The sequence below is a fragment of the Nocardiopsis dassonvillei subsp. dassonvillei DSM 43111 genome, from assembly GCF_000092985.1.
In the GTDB taxonomy this organism is placed as follows: Bacteria; Actinomycetota; Actinomycetes; order Streptosporangiales; family Streptosporangiaceae; genus Nocardiopsis; species Nocardiopsis dassonvillei.
In genome coordinates, this window is the sequence record NC_014210.1 from 1,031,556 (window position 1) to 1,046,858 (window position 15,303).

The window sequence follows — 15,303 nt, forward strand, 5'->3', positions numbered from 1 at the left end:
GGTTCGTGCCGACGCGAAGAAGGTGGCCGTCGCGGTGTCCGATCCGACAGCCGTCGGCCACACGAAGAAACCTCAGGAAGGACGCCCCCGTGCAGGGCCTTTACCACCTCGCTGCCCAAGGAGAGCCCACGGGCGGACTCCTCGGCATGCTGTTCCCGTTCCTGCTGATCCTTCTGGTGTTCTGGCTGCTGTTCTGGCGCCCGGCCCAGAAGCGCCGCCAGCAGGAGATGCAGATGCACAACGCCCTGGTCCCCGGTGTCGAGGTGATGACCAAGGCCGGCATCTTCGCCACCGTCGTCGAGATCCACGAGCAGGACGTCCTGCTGGAGATCGCGCCCGGGACCCGCATCCGCATGCTCAAGGCCGGTGTCGGAGAGGTCGTCACCCCGGCCGCCGACGACACCCCGGTGGAGGACCGCCCCGACTTCGGCGACGACGACAAGCCCAAGGGCTAGAAGTACTTCTTCGGGCCTCCGCCCGCTTCGGCCCAGGCCCCGGCCTCCGCCCCGCGCGGTGAGCGGACGGCCCGCGCGCGTCCGACCCCGGTACCGGTCCCCCCGCGCGGGGGGACCGGTACCGCCGTGTCCGGCCCGCCGGACCCCGGACCGCCGCGGCGGCTCCCGCGAGGCCCCGCCCACGTCGGCCCCGACAACACGAGAACCCAGCAGAAGGCCCATCCCACATGCCCGACGACACCGCCACCGCGGCGCCCGTCCCCAGCCCGGAGCTCATCCGGGCGCACATCCGCGACGTCCCCGACTTCCCGAAGCCCGGCGTCCTGTTCAAGGACATCACGCCGCTGCTCAACCACCGGGAGGGCTTCGCCGCCGCCGTGGAGGGCCTCGCCGCGCCCTTCCGCGCCGCGGGGGTGGACCACGTGGTCGGACTGGAGGCGCGCGGGTTCATCTTCGGCGCCCCGGTCGCCATGGCGCTGGGGTCGGGCTTCGTCCCCGCGCGCAAAGCCGGGAAACTGCCCTCACGGACCATCGGGCAGGCCTATGATCTGGAGTACGGCACCGCGACCGTCGAGATCCACGCCGACGCGGTCTCCCCGGGCAGCCGTGTGCTGATCGTGGACGACGTCCTCGCCACCGGCGGCACCGGCAGGGCCGCGGTGGACCTGGTCCGCAAGGCGGGTGGTACGGTCGTGGGATTCTCCGTCCTGATGGAGCTCTCCGCGCTCCGGGGACGGGACAGGGTGCCCGACGTGGAGCTGCACACCCTCCTCACGGTCTGATCCGGCCGACCCGCGCCGCGGCCGACGCCCCTCCCCACGGGGAATGCGCGACGGCCCGTCATCGTTGACGTACTCCACCACCGGGGGTGAACCCCCGGTGGCCAGTGTCACACCCGCCGACGGGCGCGGCGGGAGCGGGGGAGGCCGAGGCCGTTCCCGACGGGAACGGCCCCACTAGACTGGTGGGAGAGGTACCGCGGCGGCCACGTCACGACTGGCCCTGATGACACGCACGTGCACCGGTGGAGCCGGGCGGCGCTGACGGCGCCCGCGCGACCGGACGGATCCGCGGGAGGTAGGCATGCCAAGCGAAGTGGTTTCGACCGGGGCGGTACCGACGGACGAGACGCGGCGGGGCGCCTCCCGGGAACCGCGGCCGAACGCGCCCCAGGGGCAGGCGGACGGCACCGGCGCGCGGGGCGCCACCACAAGTCCACAGGGAGACCGGCCGGAGGGCGCCGCGAACGGAGCGGCGCCCTCCGACGTCTCCGGAGCGGGGGCCACGCGGCAGCCGTCCCCCTCCACCACGCCCTCCACGGTGCGAGTACGCAGAAGGCTCGCCCGACTCGGCGCCCAGCGGGGAGTGACGATGAACCCGGTGCTCGAACCACTGATCAAGACAGTGCGGGCCACCCATCCCAAGGTGGACGTGCGGCTGGTCGAGCGCGCCTACGAGGTCGCGGCCCACCACCACCGCGACCAGAAGCGCAAGAGCGGCGACCCCTACATCACCCACCCCCTCGCCGTCGCCACGATCCTCGCCGAGCTGGGTATGCAGGAGGCCACCCTGGCCGCCGCCCTCCTGCACGACACCGTCGAGGACACCGACTACTCCCTGGGCGAGCTGCGCTCGGACTTCGGCGACGAGATCGCCGAGCTGGTCGACGGGGTCACCAAGCTCGACAAGGTCAAGTACGGCGAGGCCACCCAGGCCGAGACCGTGCGCAAGATGGTCGTGGCCATGGCCCGCGACATCCGCGTGCTGGTCATCAAGCTGTGCGACCGGCTGCACAACATGCGCACCCTGCGCTACCTGCCCTCCCGCGCCAAACGGGAGAAGAAGGCCCGCGAGACCCTGGAGATCTTCGCCCCCCTCGCCCACCGGCTGGGCATGAACACCATCAAGTGGGAGCTGGAGGACCTGGCCTTCGCCACCCTCTACCCCAAGCGCTTCGACGAGATCGCCCGCCTGGTGTCCGAGCGCGCCCCGCGCCGCGACGTCTACCTCCAGGAGGTCATCGAGGCGGTCTCGGCCGACCTGCGCGAGTCCAAGCTCAAGGCCACCGTGCGCGGGCGGCCCAAGCACTACTACTCGATCTACCAGAAGATGATCGCCCGCAACTGCGGCTTCGACGAGATCTACGACCTCATCGCCGTGCGGGTCCTGGTGGACAGCGTCCGCGACTGCTACGCGGCCCTGGGGACCATCCACGCGCGGTGGAACCCGGTGCCCGGCCGGTTCAAGGACTACATCGCGATGCCCAAGTTCAACATGTACCAGTCGCTGCACACGACGGTCATAGGGCCCTCGGGCAACCCGGTCGAGCTCCAGATCCGTACGCGCGCGATGCACCGGCGCGCCGAGTACGGCATCGCCGCGCACTGGAAGTACAAGGAGGACCGGGGCAGCGGGGGCGAGAGCAAGCCCCGGGGCAGCTCCGACATGCAGTGGCTGCGCCAGCTCATCGACTGGCAGCAGGAGACCAAGGACCCGGGCGAGTTCCTGGAGTCGCTGCGCTTCGACCTGTCGGTGCAGGAGGTGTTCGTCTTCACCCCGGGTGGCGACGTCATCTCGCTGCCCCAGGGCGCCACCGCCGTGGACTTCGCCTACGCCGTGCACACCGAGGTCGGCCACCGCACCGTGGGCGCCCGCATCAACGGCCGCTTGGTGCCGCTGGAGAACGAGCTGCACAACGGCGAGACGGTGGAGATCCTCACCTCCAAGACGCCCGACGCCGGGCCCAGCCGGGACTGGCTGAACTTCGTCAAGAGCGCCCGGGCCCGCAATAAGATCCGGCACTGGTTCACCAAGGAGCGCCGCGAGGCCGCCATCGAGCAGGGCAAGGACGAGATCGCCAAGGTCATGCGCAAGCAGGAGCTTCCGGTCAAGCGCCTGTTCAGCGGTGAGGCGATCATCGGCCTGGCCAGCGACCTGCGCTACCCGGACGTGGACTCGCTGTACGCGGCCGTGGGGGAGCGCCAGGTCAGCGCCCAGCACGTGGTCGGCAAGCTCGTCGACTCCATGGGCGGCCTGGAGAGCCACACCGAGGACATCGCCGAGTCGGCGCTGCCCACCAAGGCGGCCACCCGCCAGCGCCAGCACGGCAACCCGGGCGTGGTCGTGGAGGGCGACGCCGACGTGTGGGCGCGCCTGTCCAAGTGCTGTACCCCCGTGCCGGGCGACGAGATCGTCGGCTTCGTGACCCGGGGCAACGGGGTGTCGGTGCACCGCCGGGACTGCGTGAACACCGCGACGCTGGACACCGACCGCATGGTCAAGGTGGAGTGGTCGCCCACCGAGGACTCGATGTTCCTGGTGGCGCTGCACGTGGAGGCCCTGGACCGGTCCCGGCTGCTGTCGGACATCACGCGGGTGCTGAGCGACCAGCACGTCAACATCCTGTCCGCGACCGTCCAGACCAGCCGCGACCGCGTGGCGCAGAGCCGCTTCACCTTCGAGATGGCCGACCCCGCCCACCTGGGCAGCGTGCTGCGCGCGGTGCGGGGCGTGGACGGCGTCTACGACGTCTTCCGCGTCCGCAACTGACCCGGCCGGACGGAGGGGGAGAGGCCGCGGGCACGCAGGACGCCGCGGTCCCGTCCCGGTCCCGTGTCCGGGGCCGCGCGGCCGGGCCGGACACGGCCGGGCCCCGGACGCCCGCGCGGGGAGCCCGGAGCCCGTGCGCGCCGGTCAGATGCGGATCGTGGTCGAGCGCACGATCTCGAACACCGGGTGGCGTTCGGCCTCGGCCGCGAACGCCTCCTCGGGGGCGTCCGGCGGCGTCTCGAAGTACAGGCCCACCATGGCGGCGCGCGGGTGGTCCAGGTACTCCTTGAGCAGCGGGGCGGCCTCCTCGGCCCCCAGTTCGCGCACGCTGATCAGCTCGATCCAGCCGCCCTGGCGCAGCGTCGCGAAGCCGTCCTGACGCAGGTTGCGGACCCAGTCCACCTCCCCGTAGGGGGAGACCAGGAACCGTCCGCGGTCGCTGTCCAGCACACTGAGCGGGATGGTGCGCAGGAAGCCCGACTTGCGCCCACGCGTGGTGAGCAGGTGCAACTCGGGCAGGCACACCCCGTACTTGACGAAGCCGCTGACGACGGCGTTGGCGGTCCGCCGCAGCCCCGTCATCTCGAACCGCTTCGTCGGCTCGTTCCCCATCTCGGCAACTCCCTCGCTCGGCTGCTCCCCATTCTGGCGGCTGCGCGCGCCCGGCGGCACCGGGGGAGGCGCGCGACCCGCGGCGGACCACCGCCGACCGGCCCTGACCCGGACCGAAGAGCGGGCCCGGGGGGCGGGATTCAGCGGAAGGCCGAGATCCCCGTCACCGACTGGCCGATGCTGAGCGCGTGGATCTCCTCGGTGCCCTCGTAGGTGGCGACCGTCTCCAGGTTCAGCATGTGCCGCATCACCGGGTACTCCAGGGTGATGCCGTTGGCGCCGTGCACCGAGCGCGCCGCCGCGGCCACCCGCTGGGCGGCGGCCACGCACGAGAGCTTGCCGAAGCTCACGTGGTTGTGGTGGCACCGGCCCTCGTCCTTCAGACGCCCGATCCGCAGCGCGGTCATGGCCGCCTGGTTGACGTCCACCACCATGTCGGCGAGCTTGCGCTGGGTCAGCTGGAACCCGGCGATCGGCCGGCCGAACTGCTCGCGGCTCAGCGCGTACTCCAGGGCCGCCTCGTAGCAGGCGCGCGCGGCACCGGCCGCGCCCCACACGATGCCGTAGCGGGCCTCGTTCAGGCACGACAGCGGCGAGCCCAGGCCGCGCGATCCCGGCAGCACCGCGTCGGCGGGCAGGCGCACGCCCTCCAGCACCAGTTCGGAGGTGATGGACGCGCGCAGCGACAGCTTGCGGTGGATGACGTTGGCCGAGAACCCGGGCGTGTCGGCGGGCACCACGAACCCGCGCACGCCCTCGTCGGTGGCGGCCCACACCACGGCCACGTCGGCGACCGATCCGTTGGTGATCCACATCTTGGTGCCGTCGAGCACCCAGTCCGACCCGTCCCTGCGGGCGCGGGTGCGCATAGAGCCCGGGTCGGAACCGGAGTCGGGCTCGGTCAGCCCGAAGCAGCCGATCGCCTCACCGGCGGCCATGCGCGGCAGCCACTCCTGCTTCTGCTCCTCGGAGCCGAACTTGTGGACGGCCGCCATCGCCAGCGAGCCCTGCACCGACACGAAGCTGCGCAGGCCCGAGTCCACGGCCTCCAGTTCGCGGCAGGCCAGACCGTAGGCGACCGCGCTGGAGCCGCCGCAGCCGTACCCCTCCAGGTGCATGCCCAGCACCCCGAGGGAGCCGAAGGCCCTGGCCAGCCCGCGCGGGTCGGGCAGGGTGCCCGCCTCGAACCACTCGGCCACGTTCGGCGCCAGCTCGCGCGAGGCGAAGCCGCGCACGGCGTCGCGGACGTCGCGCTCGGTGTCGGACAGGTCGGCGTCCACGGCCAGGAAGTCGTGCGGGTCCGGGGCGGCGGGCTTGCGGGAGTCGCTCATGGTGGGGTGTCCCTTCGTGGTGCTGACGGCCGGTGCGGCCGTGCGGGAGGTGGACGGCGTCCTCGGATCCGGGTGCGGGACCCGGAGGAGGGACGGGCGGTGGTCCGCGGACCGGGTGCGGAGCCCCGAACGGCCCCGGGGCGCGGCCGTGCGGACCCGGTGCGGTCCGCTGGGACCTCAGGACAGGTCGGGCTGCTGGACGGCGCCGCGCGCGACCATCGCGTCCACGTCGGCCCCGTCCACGCCGAGTTCGGCCAGGATCTGCCGGGAGTGCTGCCCCAGCAGCGGCGGCGCGCCGAGCGGCGGCGGGGTGCCCTCCAGCCGGAACCCCGCGCGGACCTGTTCGATCAGCCCGGCGGTGGGGTGCTTGACGGTGCGCAGGACGTCGTCGCCGCTGGCGTCGGCGGCGCGCAGCGCGTCGAGCACTCCGCGCACCCGTCCCACCGGTACCCCGGCTCCCACCAGCAGCTCCATCCAGTGGTCGGCGGGCCGCGAGCGCAGGGTCGCCGTCAGCTCGCCGACCAGCTCCTCCCGGTGCGCCACCCGGCCGGGGTTGGTGGCGTAGCGCGGGTCGGCGCCCAGGTCGGGGCGGTCCAGGGCCGCGCACAGCCGCTGGTACAGGGCGTCGTTCCCGGCGGCGACGACGATCTCGGCGTCCGCCGTCGCGAAGGTCTGGTAGGGCACGATCGTGGTGTGCGCGTTGCCGACCCGGGCGGGTTCGGCCCCCGTCACCAGCGCCTGCTGGGTGAGGTTGACCAGGCCGGAGAGGGTGGAGTTGATCAGCGACACGCTGATGTTCTCGCCGCGCCCGGTGACGCGGGCCCGCATGAGCGCGCCCAGGACGCCCACGGCTGCGTTGAGCCCGGTGAGCACGTCGGTCAGGGCCACGCCCACCTTGCTCGCCGGTCCCTCCGCGGGCCCCGTGGCGGCCATGAGCCCGCTCTCGGCCTGCACCACGATGTCGAAGCCGGGGCGCGTCGCGGGCTCGTGCTCGGGTCCGAACCCGCTCACCGAGCAGTACACGACGGCCGGGTTGCGGGCGCTGACGGCCTCGTAGCCGAGCCCGAGCCGGTCGATCACCCCGGGCCGGAAGTTCTGGACGACCACGTCGGAGGCCGCGCACAGCTCCCGGACCGCGGCCAGGCCCTCGGGGTCCTTCAGGTCCACGGCCAGACTGCGCTTGTTGCGGTTCACCGACAGGAAGTAGGCGGCCTCGCCGTGCCCCTCCGGTCCGGCCTCCCCGGCCCAGGGCGGGCCCCAGGAACGGGTGTCGTCGCCGCGTCCGGGCTGCTCCACCTTGACCACCTCGGCGCCCATGTCGGCGAGCAGCATGGTGGCGTAGGGGCCGGCCAGCACGCGGGACAGGTCGGCGACGCGCACGCCCGCCAGCGGCAGCGGCGCGGCCCCGGTCGCGCTCCCGGTTCCGGTCCGGGGCCCGGCGGGGGTCCCGTCCGCGCGCAGGTCGCCGGTCACGGCCGCGCCTCCTGCCCGACCCCGGGGTCCGCGGGCAACTGGTCGCCCTCCCGGAGCTGGACGTAGGTCTCCAGACAGCGGCGGAGGGCGGTGGTCAGCGCGGCGCCGGACTGGCCCGCGTACCGGGTCTGCACCCGCCGCACCAGTTCGGCGACGTCCTCGGTCACCGACTCCCCCTCGACCAGGGCGCGGAAGAAGTCCCTGGCCAGCTCGGTGAGCAGGGTGGTGTCCGCTGCGACGACGCGCCCGTCGGCGGTGTCCACGGCCAGCACGACGCCGAGCCGCTGGTACTGGGAGTGGCTCGCCACCGAGTCGGGCAGGCGGGCGTAGCCGGACACCAGGACGACCCTGGGATTGCGCAGAACCTGCTGGATACGGTCGTCGCCGTACAAGGTGCACACCTCTCGCTCACGGGCACGCGAAAACTCCGACGCTCTGGAGTCTCGCGCCTGGAGGGCGGCCGGGGGAAACCGGACACCCGCGGCGTGAGGGCAGGCAGGCACAAGTATGTCCCCACCGCGCGCGCCGCTGTCAAGCGGATCGGTGGTCCGGGCCACATCCGGTCCCCCTGCCGCGAGCCGGAAGGCTGTGTTAGTGTGCCTCGCAGGTCACGAGTACCAGCGTCAAGCCCCGGCTAGCTGGTCGGCAACCCTCCTACCGCGGTGGGGTGCCCCGGGTGAGGACCAGGTCCCGACACGACCGTGTCGGACAAGCGCGGACCCCTGAGGCGTTACCGGAGTGACATCTCCGCGGGTCCCACGACCCACAGGAGAGGTGCTTCCATGACCACTGCCGTTTCCGTCCACACCGCCCGTTCCGCCGAGTCCCCGGCCGACGCCGCCGGGTGCACCGTCGTCACCTCCGACGAGGGCGTCCCCCTGGTCACCGGCGAACGGGTCGAGTACGCCAACTTCGACTACGCGGCCAGTGCCCCGTGTCTGACCCCGGTGGCCGAGGCCCTGTCCGCGGCGCTGCCCTACTACGCCAGCGTGCACCGCGGCGCGGGCCACCACTCCCAGGTCAGCACCGACGCCTACGAGCGCGCCCGCCGCAGCGTCGCCCGCTTCGTGGGCGTGCGCGCACAGCCCGCCGACGCCGTGGTGTTCGTGCGCGGCACCACCGACGCCCTCAACCTGCTGGCCCGCTCGGTGCCCGAGGGCTGCACGGTGGTCGTGTTCGAGTCCGAGCACCACGCCAGCCTGCTGCCCTGGGAGCACCCCGCCGCCCGCGCCGGACGGGTGGTGCGCCTGCCGCTGCCCGCGTCCCCCGAGGACGCGGTGGAGGCCGCGCGCGCCGCGCTGCGCGGGGCCCCCGAGGGCCCGCGCCTGCTGTGCGTGACCGCCGCCTCCAACGTCACCGGCGAGATCTGGCCGGTGGAGGAACTGGTGCGGGCCGCCCACGCCGAGGGCGCGCGCGTGGTCGTGGACGCCGCCCAGTACGTGCCGCACCTGCCCTTCAGCCTGGAGGAGACCGGCGCCGACTACGTCGCCCTGTCCGCCCACAAGCTCTACGCCCCCTTCGGCTCCGGGGTGCTGGCCGGCCGCGCCGACTGGCTGCGCGAGGCCGCGCCCTACCTGTCCGGCGGCGGAGCCACGCGGCTGGTCGGCGAACACGACGTGGTGTGGAACGACCTGCCCGCGCGGCACGAGGCGGGCAGCCCCAACGTGCTGGGAGCCGTGGCGCTGGCCGCCGCCTGCGACACCCTCGCCCCCGCCACCCAGGAACTCCTGCACGTGCGCGAGTCGGCGCTGCTGGAGCGGCTGCGCGCGGGGCTGACGGCGGTCGACGGCGTCACCGAGCTGACCCTGTGGGGCGGTGACCACCCGCGGGTGGGCATCGTGTCGTTCACCGTGGACGGCCTGCCCGCCGACCTGCTGGCCGCGGCCCTGTCCGCCGAGTACGGGATCGGGGTGCGCGACGGCCTGTTCTGCGCCCACCCCCTCACCAGGCACCTGCTGCCCCGGGGGCACGGCCAGGCGGTGCGGGCGAGCCTGGGAGTGGGCACCACGCGGGAGCACGTGGACCGCCTCGTCGGCGCGGTCGCCGAACTCGTGGCCCGCGGACCGCGCTGGGAGTACGCCGACTGCGACGGCCGCCTCGCCCCGGTGCCCGACCCCGCGCGGGTGCTCTGACGGAGGTTCCGGGCCCGGGTGCGGCGGCTGCTCGGAAGGGTTGGGCCGGGCGCCACTACAGCTGGCTGTAACAGGGGTCGACTGGTGGGCGGGATGTTTCGGCGGGCCGCGTCTTCGTAGCGTCGGAGACGACACGGCGGGCGGTACACCGGCCGTGTCCAGCCACCCACCGAACCCCGGGAGCAGCCGTGTCCGACGACCCCTACCGCATCGACGCTCCGACCGACGGAGCCCCGTCCCCCTCCGTTCCGCGGGTGCCCGCGCGCGACCCCCGGCGCACACCCGCCCGCAGAGCCCTGCTGGTCCTGCTCGGCGTCGTCCTCGCCGGGACCGCCACGGCCAACGGCACGCTGTCCCTGCTCGGCCACGAGTTGATCGGGTCGGCCTTCGGACTCGCGGCGCTGGTCTCGCTCGTCGCGCTGATCGTCCTGGTCCGCAGGGGCGACCGGTGAGCGGCGCGAACGGGGCGGCCTCCGCCCCGGCCTCCACCGCACCGGGTTCCGCCGGTCCGGACGCCGACGGCGAGGCCGTCCGGCTCACCGACGTCCACCGCGTCTACGCCGACGGGGAGGGCGCCGTCTCGGCCCTGGCCGGGGTGTCGCTGCGGGTTCCCCGCGGCTCGTTCCTCGCCGTCATGGGGCCGTCCGGGTCGGGCAAGAGCACCCTGCTCAACTGCGCGTCCGGCATGGACCGCCCCACCTCGGGCTCGGTGGTGGTGGGCGGCACCGACATCAGCTCCCTGCGCGAGCCCCGCCGCACCGAGTTCCGCCGCGAGCGGGTCGGCTTCGTGTTCCAGTCCTACAACCTGGTGCCCACGCTCACCGCGGAGGAGAACATCACCCTGCCGCTGCGCCTGGCCGGACGGACCCCCGACCAGGGCTGGCTGCGCGCGCTCGTCGGCCGGGTGGGGGTGGGGCAGCGGCTGCGCCACCGGCCCACGGAGCTCTCCGGCGGCCAGCAGCAGCGGATCGCGATCGTGCGGGCCCTGGCCTCCCGCCCCGACATCGTCTTCGCCGACGAACCCACCGGAGCGCTCGACGGCGCGACCGCCGACAGCGTCCTGGGGCTGCTGCGGGAGGTCGTGGACGAACTCGGCCAGACCGTCGTCATGGTGACCCACGACCCCAAGGCCGCCGCCCGGGCGCACGCCACCGCGGTCATGGCCGACGGCCGCCTCGCCGACGTCCTGCACGCCCCCTCCGCGGCCGACCTGGCCGGACGCCTGGCCTCGCTGGAGACGGCCGGGGCGGAGGCGGACCGATGACGGCGACCCCCGCACCGAATCCGGCTTCCGGTCCGGCCTCTGGTTCCGGCCCCGCCTGCGGTCAGGGCCCCGTGGGCGGACGCGGCCCCCTAGCGCTGAAGCTGGCGCGCGGCCGTGCCGGGGTGCTGGCCGCTGTCGCCGTCGCGGTCCTGGGCGGATCGGCGTTCGTCACCGTCGGCGGCGTGCTGGCCGACACCGGGCTGCGCTCGTCGGTCCCCGCCGAACGCCTCCGGGGCGCGGACGCCGTGGTCGCCGCCCCCCAGACGGTCGAGCAGGCCGAGGACCTGGACCTGCCCCTGCCCGAGCGGGCCGGACTGCCCGAGGAGCTCACCGCCCGGCTGGCCGCCCTGCCCGAGGTCGGCACCGCCGTCGGCGACGTGGGGTTCCCGGCCGCCGTGCACACCGGGGACGGGCCCGCCACGGGAGCCGACCCCCGCACCACCGGCCACGGGTGGTCCTCCGCCGCGCTGCTGGAGGACGCCCCCTTGGAGGGGGAGGCGCCGCGGGGGCCGGGGGATGTGGTCCTGGACGCCGCCACGGCGGCCGCCGCCGACGCCGGGGTCGGCGACCGGGTGCGGGTCACCGCGGCGGGGCGCACCGGCGACCACCGGCTCTCCGGGGTGCTGGACACCGGCGCCACCGTGGTCCTGTTCGACGACGAAACCGCCGCCGACCTGGCCGGACGCACCGAGGGCCCGCGCGAGGGCACCGTGGACCTGGTGGCCCTGCGCGCCGCGCCCGGCGTGTCGCAGGAGCGGTTCACCGGGGCGGTGCGGGAGGCCCTGGCGGGCGAGGACGCGCTCGTGCGGACCGGGGACCGGATCGGCGACGCCGAGTCCCCGGCCGCCGGAGCCGCACGCGGTGTCCTGGTCGCGGTGGCCGGTTCGCTCAGCGGTGTCCTGGTGATGACCATCGGCCTGACCGTCGCCGGGGCGCTGTCGGTCTCCGTGGCCGCCCAGCGCCGCGACCTGGCGCTGCTGCGGGCCGTGGGCGCCACACCCCGGCAGATCCGCCGCCTGGTCGCCGCCCCCAACCTCCTCGTCACCCTGGCGGCCCTGCCCTTCGGCGTGGCCGGCGGCTATCCGCTGGCCGGGGTCGCGCTGGACTGGTTCGCCTCCCTGGGCCTCGTGCCCCCGGGCCTGCCGCCGGTGTTCGGACCGCTGCCCGCCCTGGCCACGGCGGTGTTGATGGTGCTCGCCGTGTGGCTGGCCTCGCTGGCCGCGGTCGGCCGGACCGCGGCCGCGCCGCCCACCGACGCGCTCGCCGAGTCCGTCGCCGAACCGCGGGTTCCCGGCCGGGCGCGGACCTGGACGGGGGCGGCGCTGCTCCTGGCCTCGGTGGGGGCGTCGGTCCCGGCGCTGGTGCTGGGCGACGAGACGGCTGCGGTCGGCCCGGCCTCGGCCAGCCTGCTCGCGGTGATCGGGCTGGCCCTGGTCGGCCCCGCCCTGCTGCGGGCGGTGAGCGGGGCGCTCGGCCGCCGCCTGCCCGCGCGTTCGTCCGCCCTGACCTGGCTGGCGGTGCGCAATCTGCACGGCCACTCCCACCGGGTGGCGGGCGCGGTCAGCGCGCTGGCGATGCTGGTGGCCTTCGCGCTCAGCCAGGGGTACGTCAACACCACGCTGCTGGCCGCGCAGACGGAGCAGCGACAGGACGGCGAGCTGGCCGCGAGCACGCTGACGGCGCCTGCGCTCGGCGGGCTTCCGCTGGGGCTGGCCGAGACCGTTCGGGAGGACCCGTCCGTCGCCGCGGCCGTCACCGCCACGCCGACCGCCCTCGTGTGGACCACCGAGCTGCCGTTCGATGAGGGGGTGCTGCACCAGGAGACGCCCGCGCTGGTCCTGGGGCCGGGAGCCCCGGAGGTCGTCGACGTGGGTGTCACCGAGGGCGACCTGGGCGCGCTGACCGGCGACACCGTCGCGCTGGGCGCGCAGACCGCGCGCTCCCTCGGAGCGGAGCCGGGGCAGAGGGTGGCGTTCCGCATGGGGGACGGGACCGAGGCCAGCGCCGAGGTGGTCGCGCTGTACGAGCGCGAACTCGGTTTCGGCCCGGTCCTGGTCTCGCGGGACCTGGCCCGGGGACACCTGACCGGGGACCTGCCCGCCGAGTTGCGGGTGCTCGCCGAACCCGGGCGGGAGTCCGAGGTGCGCGGGGTCCTCGACGGCCTGGCCTCGGCGCATCCGGGGGTGGAGGTCGCCGACACCGCGCCGGACGCGGCCGGGAGCGGGCTCGCGGCGAACACGGTGCTCAACCTCGTGGTGCTGCTCTGCCTGGCGGGGTACGTGCTGCTCTCGGTGGCCAACCGCCTGTCCGCCCAGACCCTGCGCCGCCGCGCGGAGACGGACTCGCTGCACGCCGTGGGCATGACCCCCGCGCAGGTCCGGTCGCTGCTGCGCAGGGAGGCCGCCCTGATCGCGGTCGGCGCGGTCGTCGCCGGTGTCCTGGCCTCGGCGGTCCCGCTCGCCTTCGCGGGGATGGGGCTCCTGGGGCGTCCGTGGCCCGGCGGCCCGTTCTGGCTGCTGCCCGCGACCGTGCTGGTGGTCGCGGTGGTGTCCTGGCTGTGCGCGGAGCTGCCCGCGAGGAGGCTGACCGCGGACCGGTGGCGCGCCGGGGCCGGGGCCTGACGGGCTTCCCCCGGGAGCGGCCCTCCGCGCGGAGCGGCGTTCTGGCGGGGACCGCCTCCGGCCGGGAGCGGCCTTCGGATGGGGGCCGTCTCCGGCCGGGAACGGCCTCCCGGTGGGGGCGGCCTCCGCCCGGGAGAGGTCCTCGTGACGGAAGGGCGGTCGCCCCCGTCGGGGGCGACGCCCCGGGGCCGGAGCCCGGGGGCGTGGAACCCCCTCGCCTCCCGAGGCCGTTTCCCGGGAAGCGCGGCAGAAAAAGCGCTTTCCCGGACGTTCCGGCCGTGCCGTGGGGCTTTCCCGGGAACACACGGCGGTGACCTGCTGGAACCGCGGGGGAGCGGGGCGTGACGCCCCCTCCCCGTTCGCGGGGCCGAGTTCGTTTACCAGAAACACTTGCGCCCCAGGAGTTCCCAAAGGGCGAAATAGGGCGCATAACACCCAAGTGTGTGCTGAGGATCACTTTCACAGGAGGTACCATCGGGCCCTGACGGCATGGCGCGACGCTGTCCGGGCCCGACCGGCCCGCCCCGCCGAGCGTCTGCCTCCCGCGAGCGAACCGGCTGGGGGAGCGTGAACGTGACCAACGTCCGAGGGCCCAAGACGGGTCGGCTCACGGCCGTGTTCCGAGGGCGCGGGTCCGTGCCCGTCCCCGGCCAGCGGTCCGGTGTGGTCGACCTCGGCTCCCGCGCGGGCGGGCGTCCCGACCCCCGGCACGCCGAGCACACCCGCCTGCACCAGGCCTTCCTGGGGCGCGTGGTCGACTACCTGTCCACCGACGCGGGCGTGCGCCAGTTCGTCGACTGGGGGTGCCCGGTGCCCGGAACCGCCGAGCGCGTGCACGCCACCGCCCCCGACGCCTCCGTCGTCCACGTCGCCCCGCACGGCGCGGCGGGCATGCTCTCCACCCCCGGCGCCCGCGTGCTCTCCGGCGACGGATCCGGCACGGACACGCTCCTGCGCCGCCTCGGCACCTCCGGGCTCGTCGACTTCGACGAGCCCGTCGCCGTCCTGATGACCCGCCCCTTCACCGCGGACGACCCGCCCGCCCGGATCGACGCCCTGCACGCCCTCATGCGCGGGGGCGGCTACCTCGCCCTCACCTCCCCGGCGCCCCGCGCCGCGGTGGAGCGCGCCTTCGACCCCTTCCAGCCCATCGAGCCGGGCGTGGCCGACCTGCGGTGGTGGCCCTATCCGGACGAGGACGTGTCCGACGCGGGCACCGGCGTCCTGGCGGGGCTGGGCCGCGCGCCAAGACGCCGAGGGGGCGTTCGCGGGTGGCGGTGAACTGGACCGGAGAGGTCCTGGCGCAGCTGCGGTTCTACTGGGACTTCTCCCTGTGGCCCCGCCTGGAGGGGCTCACCGACGAGGAGTTCCACTGGGCCCCGGTGCCCGGGGCCTGGACCGTGCGCGAGGGGCCGGACGGACGCCACCGGCCCGACACGGCCGTCCCCGAACCCGAACCGCCGCCGGTGACCACCATCGCCTGGCGGCTCGGGCACATCGTCGTCGAGGTCCTGGAGACCCGCGTCAACTGGCACTTCGGCGACCGCACCGCCACGCGGGAGAACGCCGACTGGCCCGCGACCGCAGCCGAGGCCCGGCAGCGGCTGCGCCACGCCTACACGGCCTGGACCGCGCACGTCCAGGAGTTGGACGAGAGCGGCCTGGCCGCGCCGGTGGGCGGCGCCGAGGCGCCCCAGTGGGAGGACTTCCCGATGGTCGCCCTCGTGCTCCACGTCAACCGGGAGGTCATCCACCACGCGGCGGAGGTGGCCGCGCTGCGCGACCTGTACCGCGCGGAGTACGGCCGCTGAGCCCGACGGCCGCTCCCGTCGGACCCCGGCCGGGCCGCCCCGGACGGGGCCCTCG

13 protein-coding genes and 1 riboswitch are annotated in these 15,303 nt (G+C 74.7%); of the genes, 9 read left to right on the top strand and 4 right to left on the bottom strand.

Annotated elements, in window-relative coordinates:
• Positions 1-89: 89 nt before the first annotated feature.
• From yajC to NDAS_RS04200, 3 genes are all read left to right on the top strand, one after another.
• Positions 90-455 carry a preprotein translocase subunit YajC gene (gene yajC, locus NDAS_RS04190; protein WP_041552341.1) on the top strand — a complete coding sequence of 122 codons (366 nt, stop codon included), beginning with the start codon at positions 90-92 and terminating at the stop codon, positions 453-455.
• Positions 456-682: 227 nt separating this feature from the next.
• Positions 683-1,237 carry an adenine phosphoribosyltransferase gene (locus NDAS_RS04195; protein ID WP_013151892.1) on the top strand — a complete coding sequence of 185 codons (555 nt, stop codon included), beginning with the start codon at positions 683-685 and terminating at the stop codon, positions 1,235-1,237.
• A 589-nt stretch (positions 1,238-1,826) separates the two neighbouring features.
• Entirely contained in the window at positions 1,827-4,004 is a 2,178-nt protein-coding gene (locus NDAS_RS04200) for a RelA/SpoT family protein (RefSeq protein WP_019607013.1), read from the top strand.
• 144 nt (positions 4,005-4,148) lie between these two features.
• On the opposite strand, the gene NDAS_RS04205 is transcribed toward NDAS_RS04200, so the two are convergent.
• From NDAS_RS04205 to NDAS_RS04220, 4 genes are all read right to left on the bottom strand, one after another.
• Positions 4,149-4,616 (bottom strand): nitroreductase/quinone reductase family protein, encoded by a 468-nt coding sequence (locus NDAS_RS04205; RefSeq protein WP_013151894.1) that lies wholly within the window; start codon positions 4,614-4,616, stop codon positions 4,149-4,151.
• 140 nt (positions 4,617-4,756) lie between these two features.
• Positions 4,757-5,947: an acyl-CoA dehydrogenase family protein gene (locus tag NDAS_RS04210; protein WP_013151895.1), complete on the bottom strand. Its 1,191-nt coding sequence runs from the start codon at positions 5,945-5,947 to the stop codon at positions 4,757-4,759.
• A 177-nt stretch (positions 5,948-6,124) separates the two neighbouring features.
• Positions 6,125-7,420 (bottom strand): CaiB/BaiF CoA transferase family protein, encoded by a 1,296-nt coding sequence (locus NDAS_RS04215; protein WP_013151896.1) that lies wholly within the window; start codon positions 7,418-7,420, stop codon positions 6,125-6,127.
• Positions 7,417-7,812 (bottom strand): DUF3870 domain-containing protein, encoded by a 396-nt coding sequence (locus tag NDAS_RS04220; RefSeq protein ID WP_013151897.1) that lies wholly within the window; start codon positions 7,810-7,812, stop codon positions 7,417-7,419. The genes NDAS_RS04215 and NDAS_RS04220 overlap by 4 nt, the downstream gene beginning before the upstream one ends.
• Before the next feature lie 214 nt (positions 7,813-8,026).
• Positions 8,027-8,141, top strand: a riboswitch (SAM riboswitch).
• Positions 8,142-8,202: 61 nt separating this feature from the next.
• On the opposite strand from NDAS_RS04220, the gene NDAS_RS04225 reads away from it, so the two are divergent.
• The 6 genes from NDAS_RS04225 to NDAS_RS04250 all read left to right on the top strand — a co-directional run bounded on the left by NDAS_RS04225 (position 8,203) and on the right by NDAS_RS04250 (position 15,248).
• Complete coding sequence (locus NDAS_RS04225) at positions 8,203-9,552, top strand: aminotransferase class V-fold PLP-dependent enzyme (RefSeq protein ID WP_013151898.1); 1,350 nt, start codon at positions 8,203-8,205, stop codon at positions 9,550-9,552.
• A gap of 188 nt (positions 9,553-9,740) precedes the next feature.
• On the top strand, positions 9,741-10,004 hold the full coding sequence (locus NDAS_RS04230; protein WP_013151899.1) for a hypothetical protein: 264 nt from the start codon (positions 9,741-9,743) through the stop codon (positions 10,002-10,004).
• The gene (locus NDAS_RS04235; RefSeq protein WP_013151900.1) at positions 10,001-10,816 is read left to right on the top strand and encodes an ABC transporter ATP-binding protein; all 816 of its coding nucleotides are present in this window, start codon (positions 10,001-10,003) and stop codon (positions 10,814-10,816) included. The genes NDAS_RS04230 and NDAS_RS04235 overlap by 4 nt, the downstream gene beginning before the upstream one ends.
• A gap of 122 nt (positions 10,817-10,938) precedes the next feature.
• Positions 10,939-13,437 carry an FtsX-like permease family protein gene (locus NDAS_RS04240; RefSeq protein ID WP_232051639.1) on the top strand — a complete coding sequence of 833 codons (2,499 nt, stop codon included), beginning with the start codon at positions 10,939-10,941 and terminating at the stop codon, positions 13,435-13,437.
• Positions 13,438-14,010: 573 nt separating this feature from the next.
• Positions 14,011-14,718, top strand: a complete 708-nt coding sequence (locus tag NDAS_RS04245; RefSeq protein ID WP_013151902.1) for an SAM-dependent methyltransferase — start codon at positions 14,011-14,013, stop codon at positions 14,716-14,718.
• The gene (locus tag NDAS_RS04250) at positions 14,709-15,248 is read left to right on the top strand and encodes a DinB family protein (protein WP_013151903.1); all 540 of its coding nucleotides are present in this window, start codon (positions 14,709-14,711) and stop codon (positions 15,246-15,248) included. The genes NDAS_RS04245 and NDAS_RS04250 overlap by 10 nt, the downstream gene beginning before the upstream one ends.
• Positions 15,249-15,303: the final 55 nt, after the last annotated feature.

Bases quoted from the DNA above. Each gene is read 5' to 3' on its own strand.
- NDAS_RS04195 (WP_013151892.1), top strand. From the start codon at position 683: ATGCCCGACGACACCGCCACCGCGGCGCCCGTCCCCAGCCCGGAGCTC.
- NDAS_RS04200 (WP_019607013.1), top strand. From the start codon at position 1,827: ATGAACCCGGTGCTCGAACCACTGATCAAGACAGTGCGGGCCACCCAT.
- NDAS_RS04205 (WP_013151894.1), bottom strand. From the start codon at position 4,616: ATGGGGAACGAGCCGACGAAGCGGTTCGAGATGACGGGGCTGCGGCGG.
- NDAS_RS04210 (WP_013151895.1), bottom strand. From the start codon at position 5,947: ATGAGCGACTCCCGCAAGCCCGCCGCCCCGGACCCGCACGACTTCCTG.
- NDAS_RS04225 (WP_013151898.1), top strand. From the start codon at position 8,203: ATGACCACTGCCGTTTCCGTCCACACCGCCCGTTCCGCCGAGTCCCCG.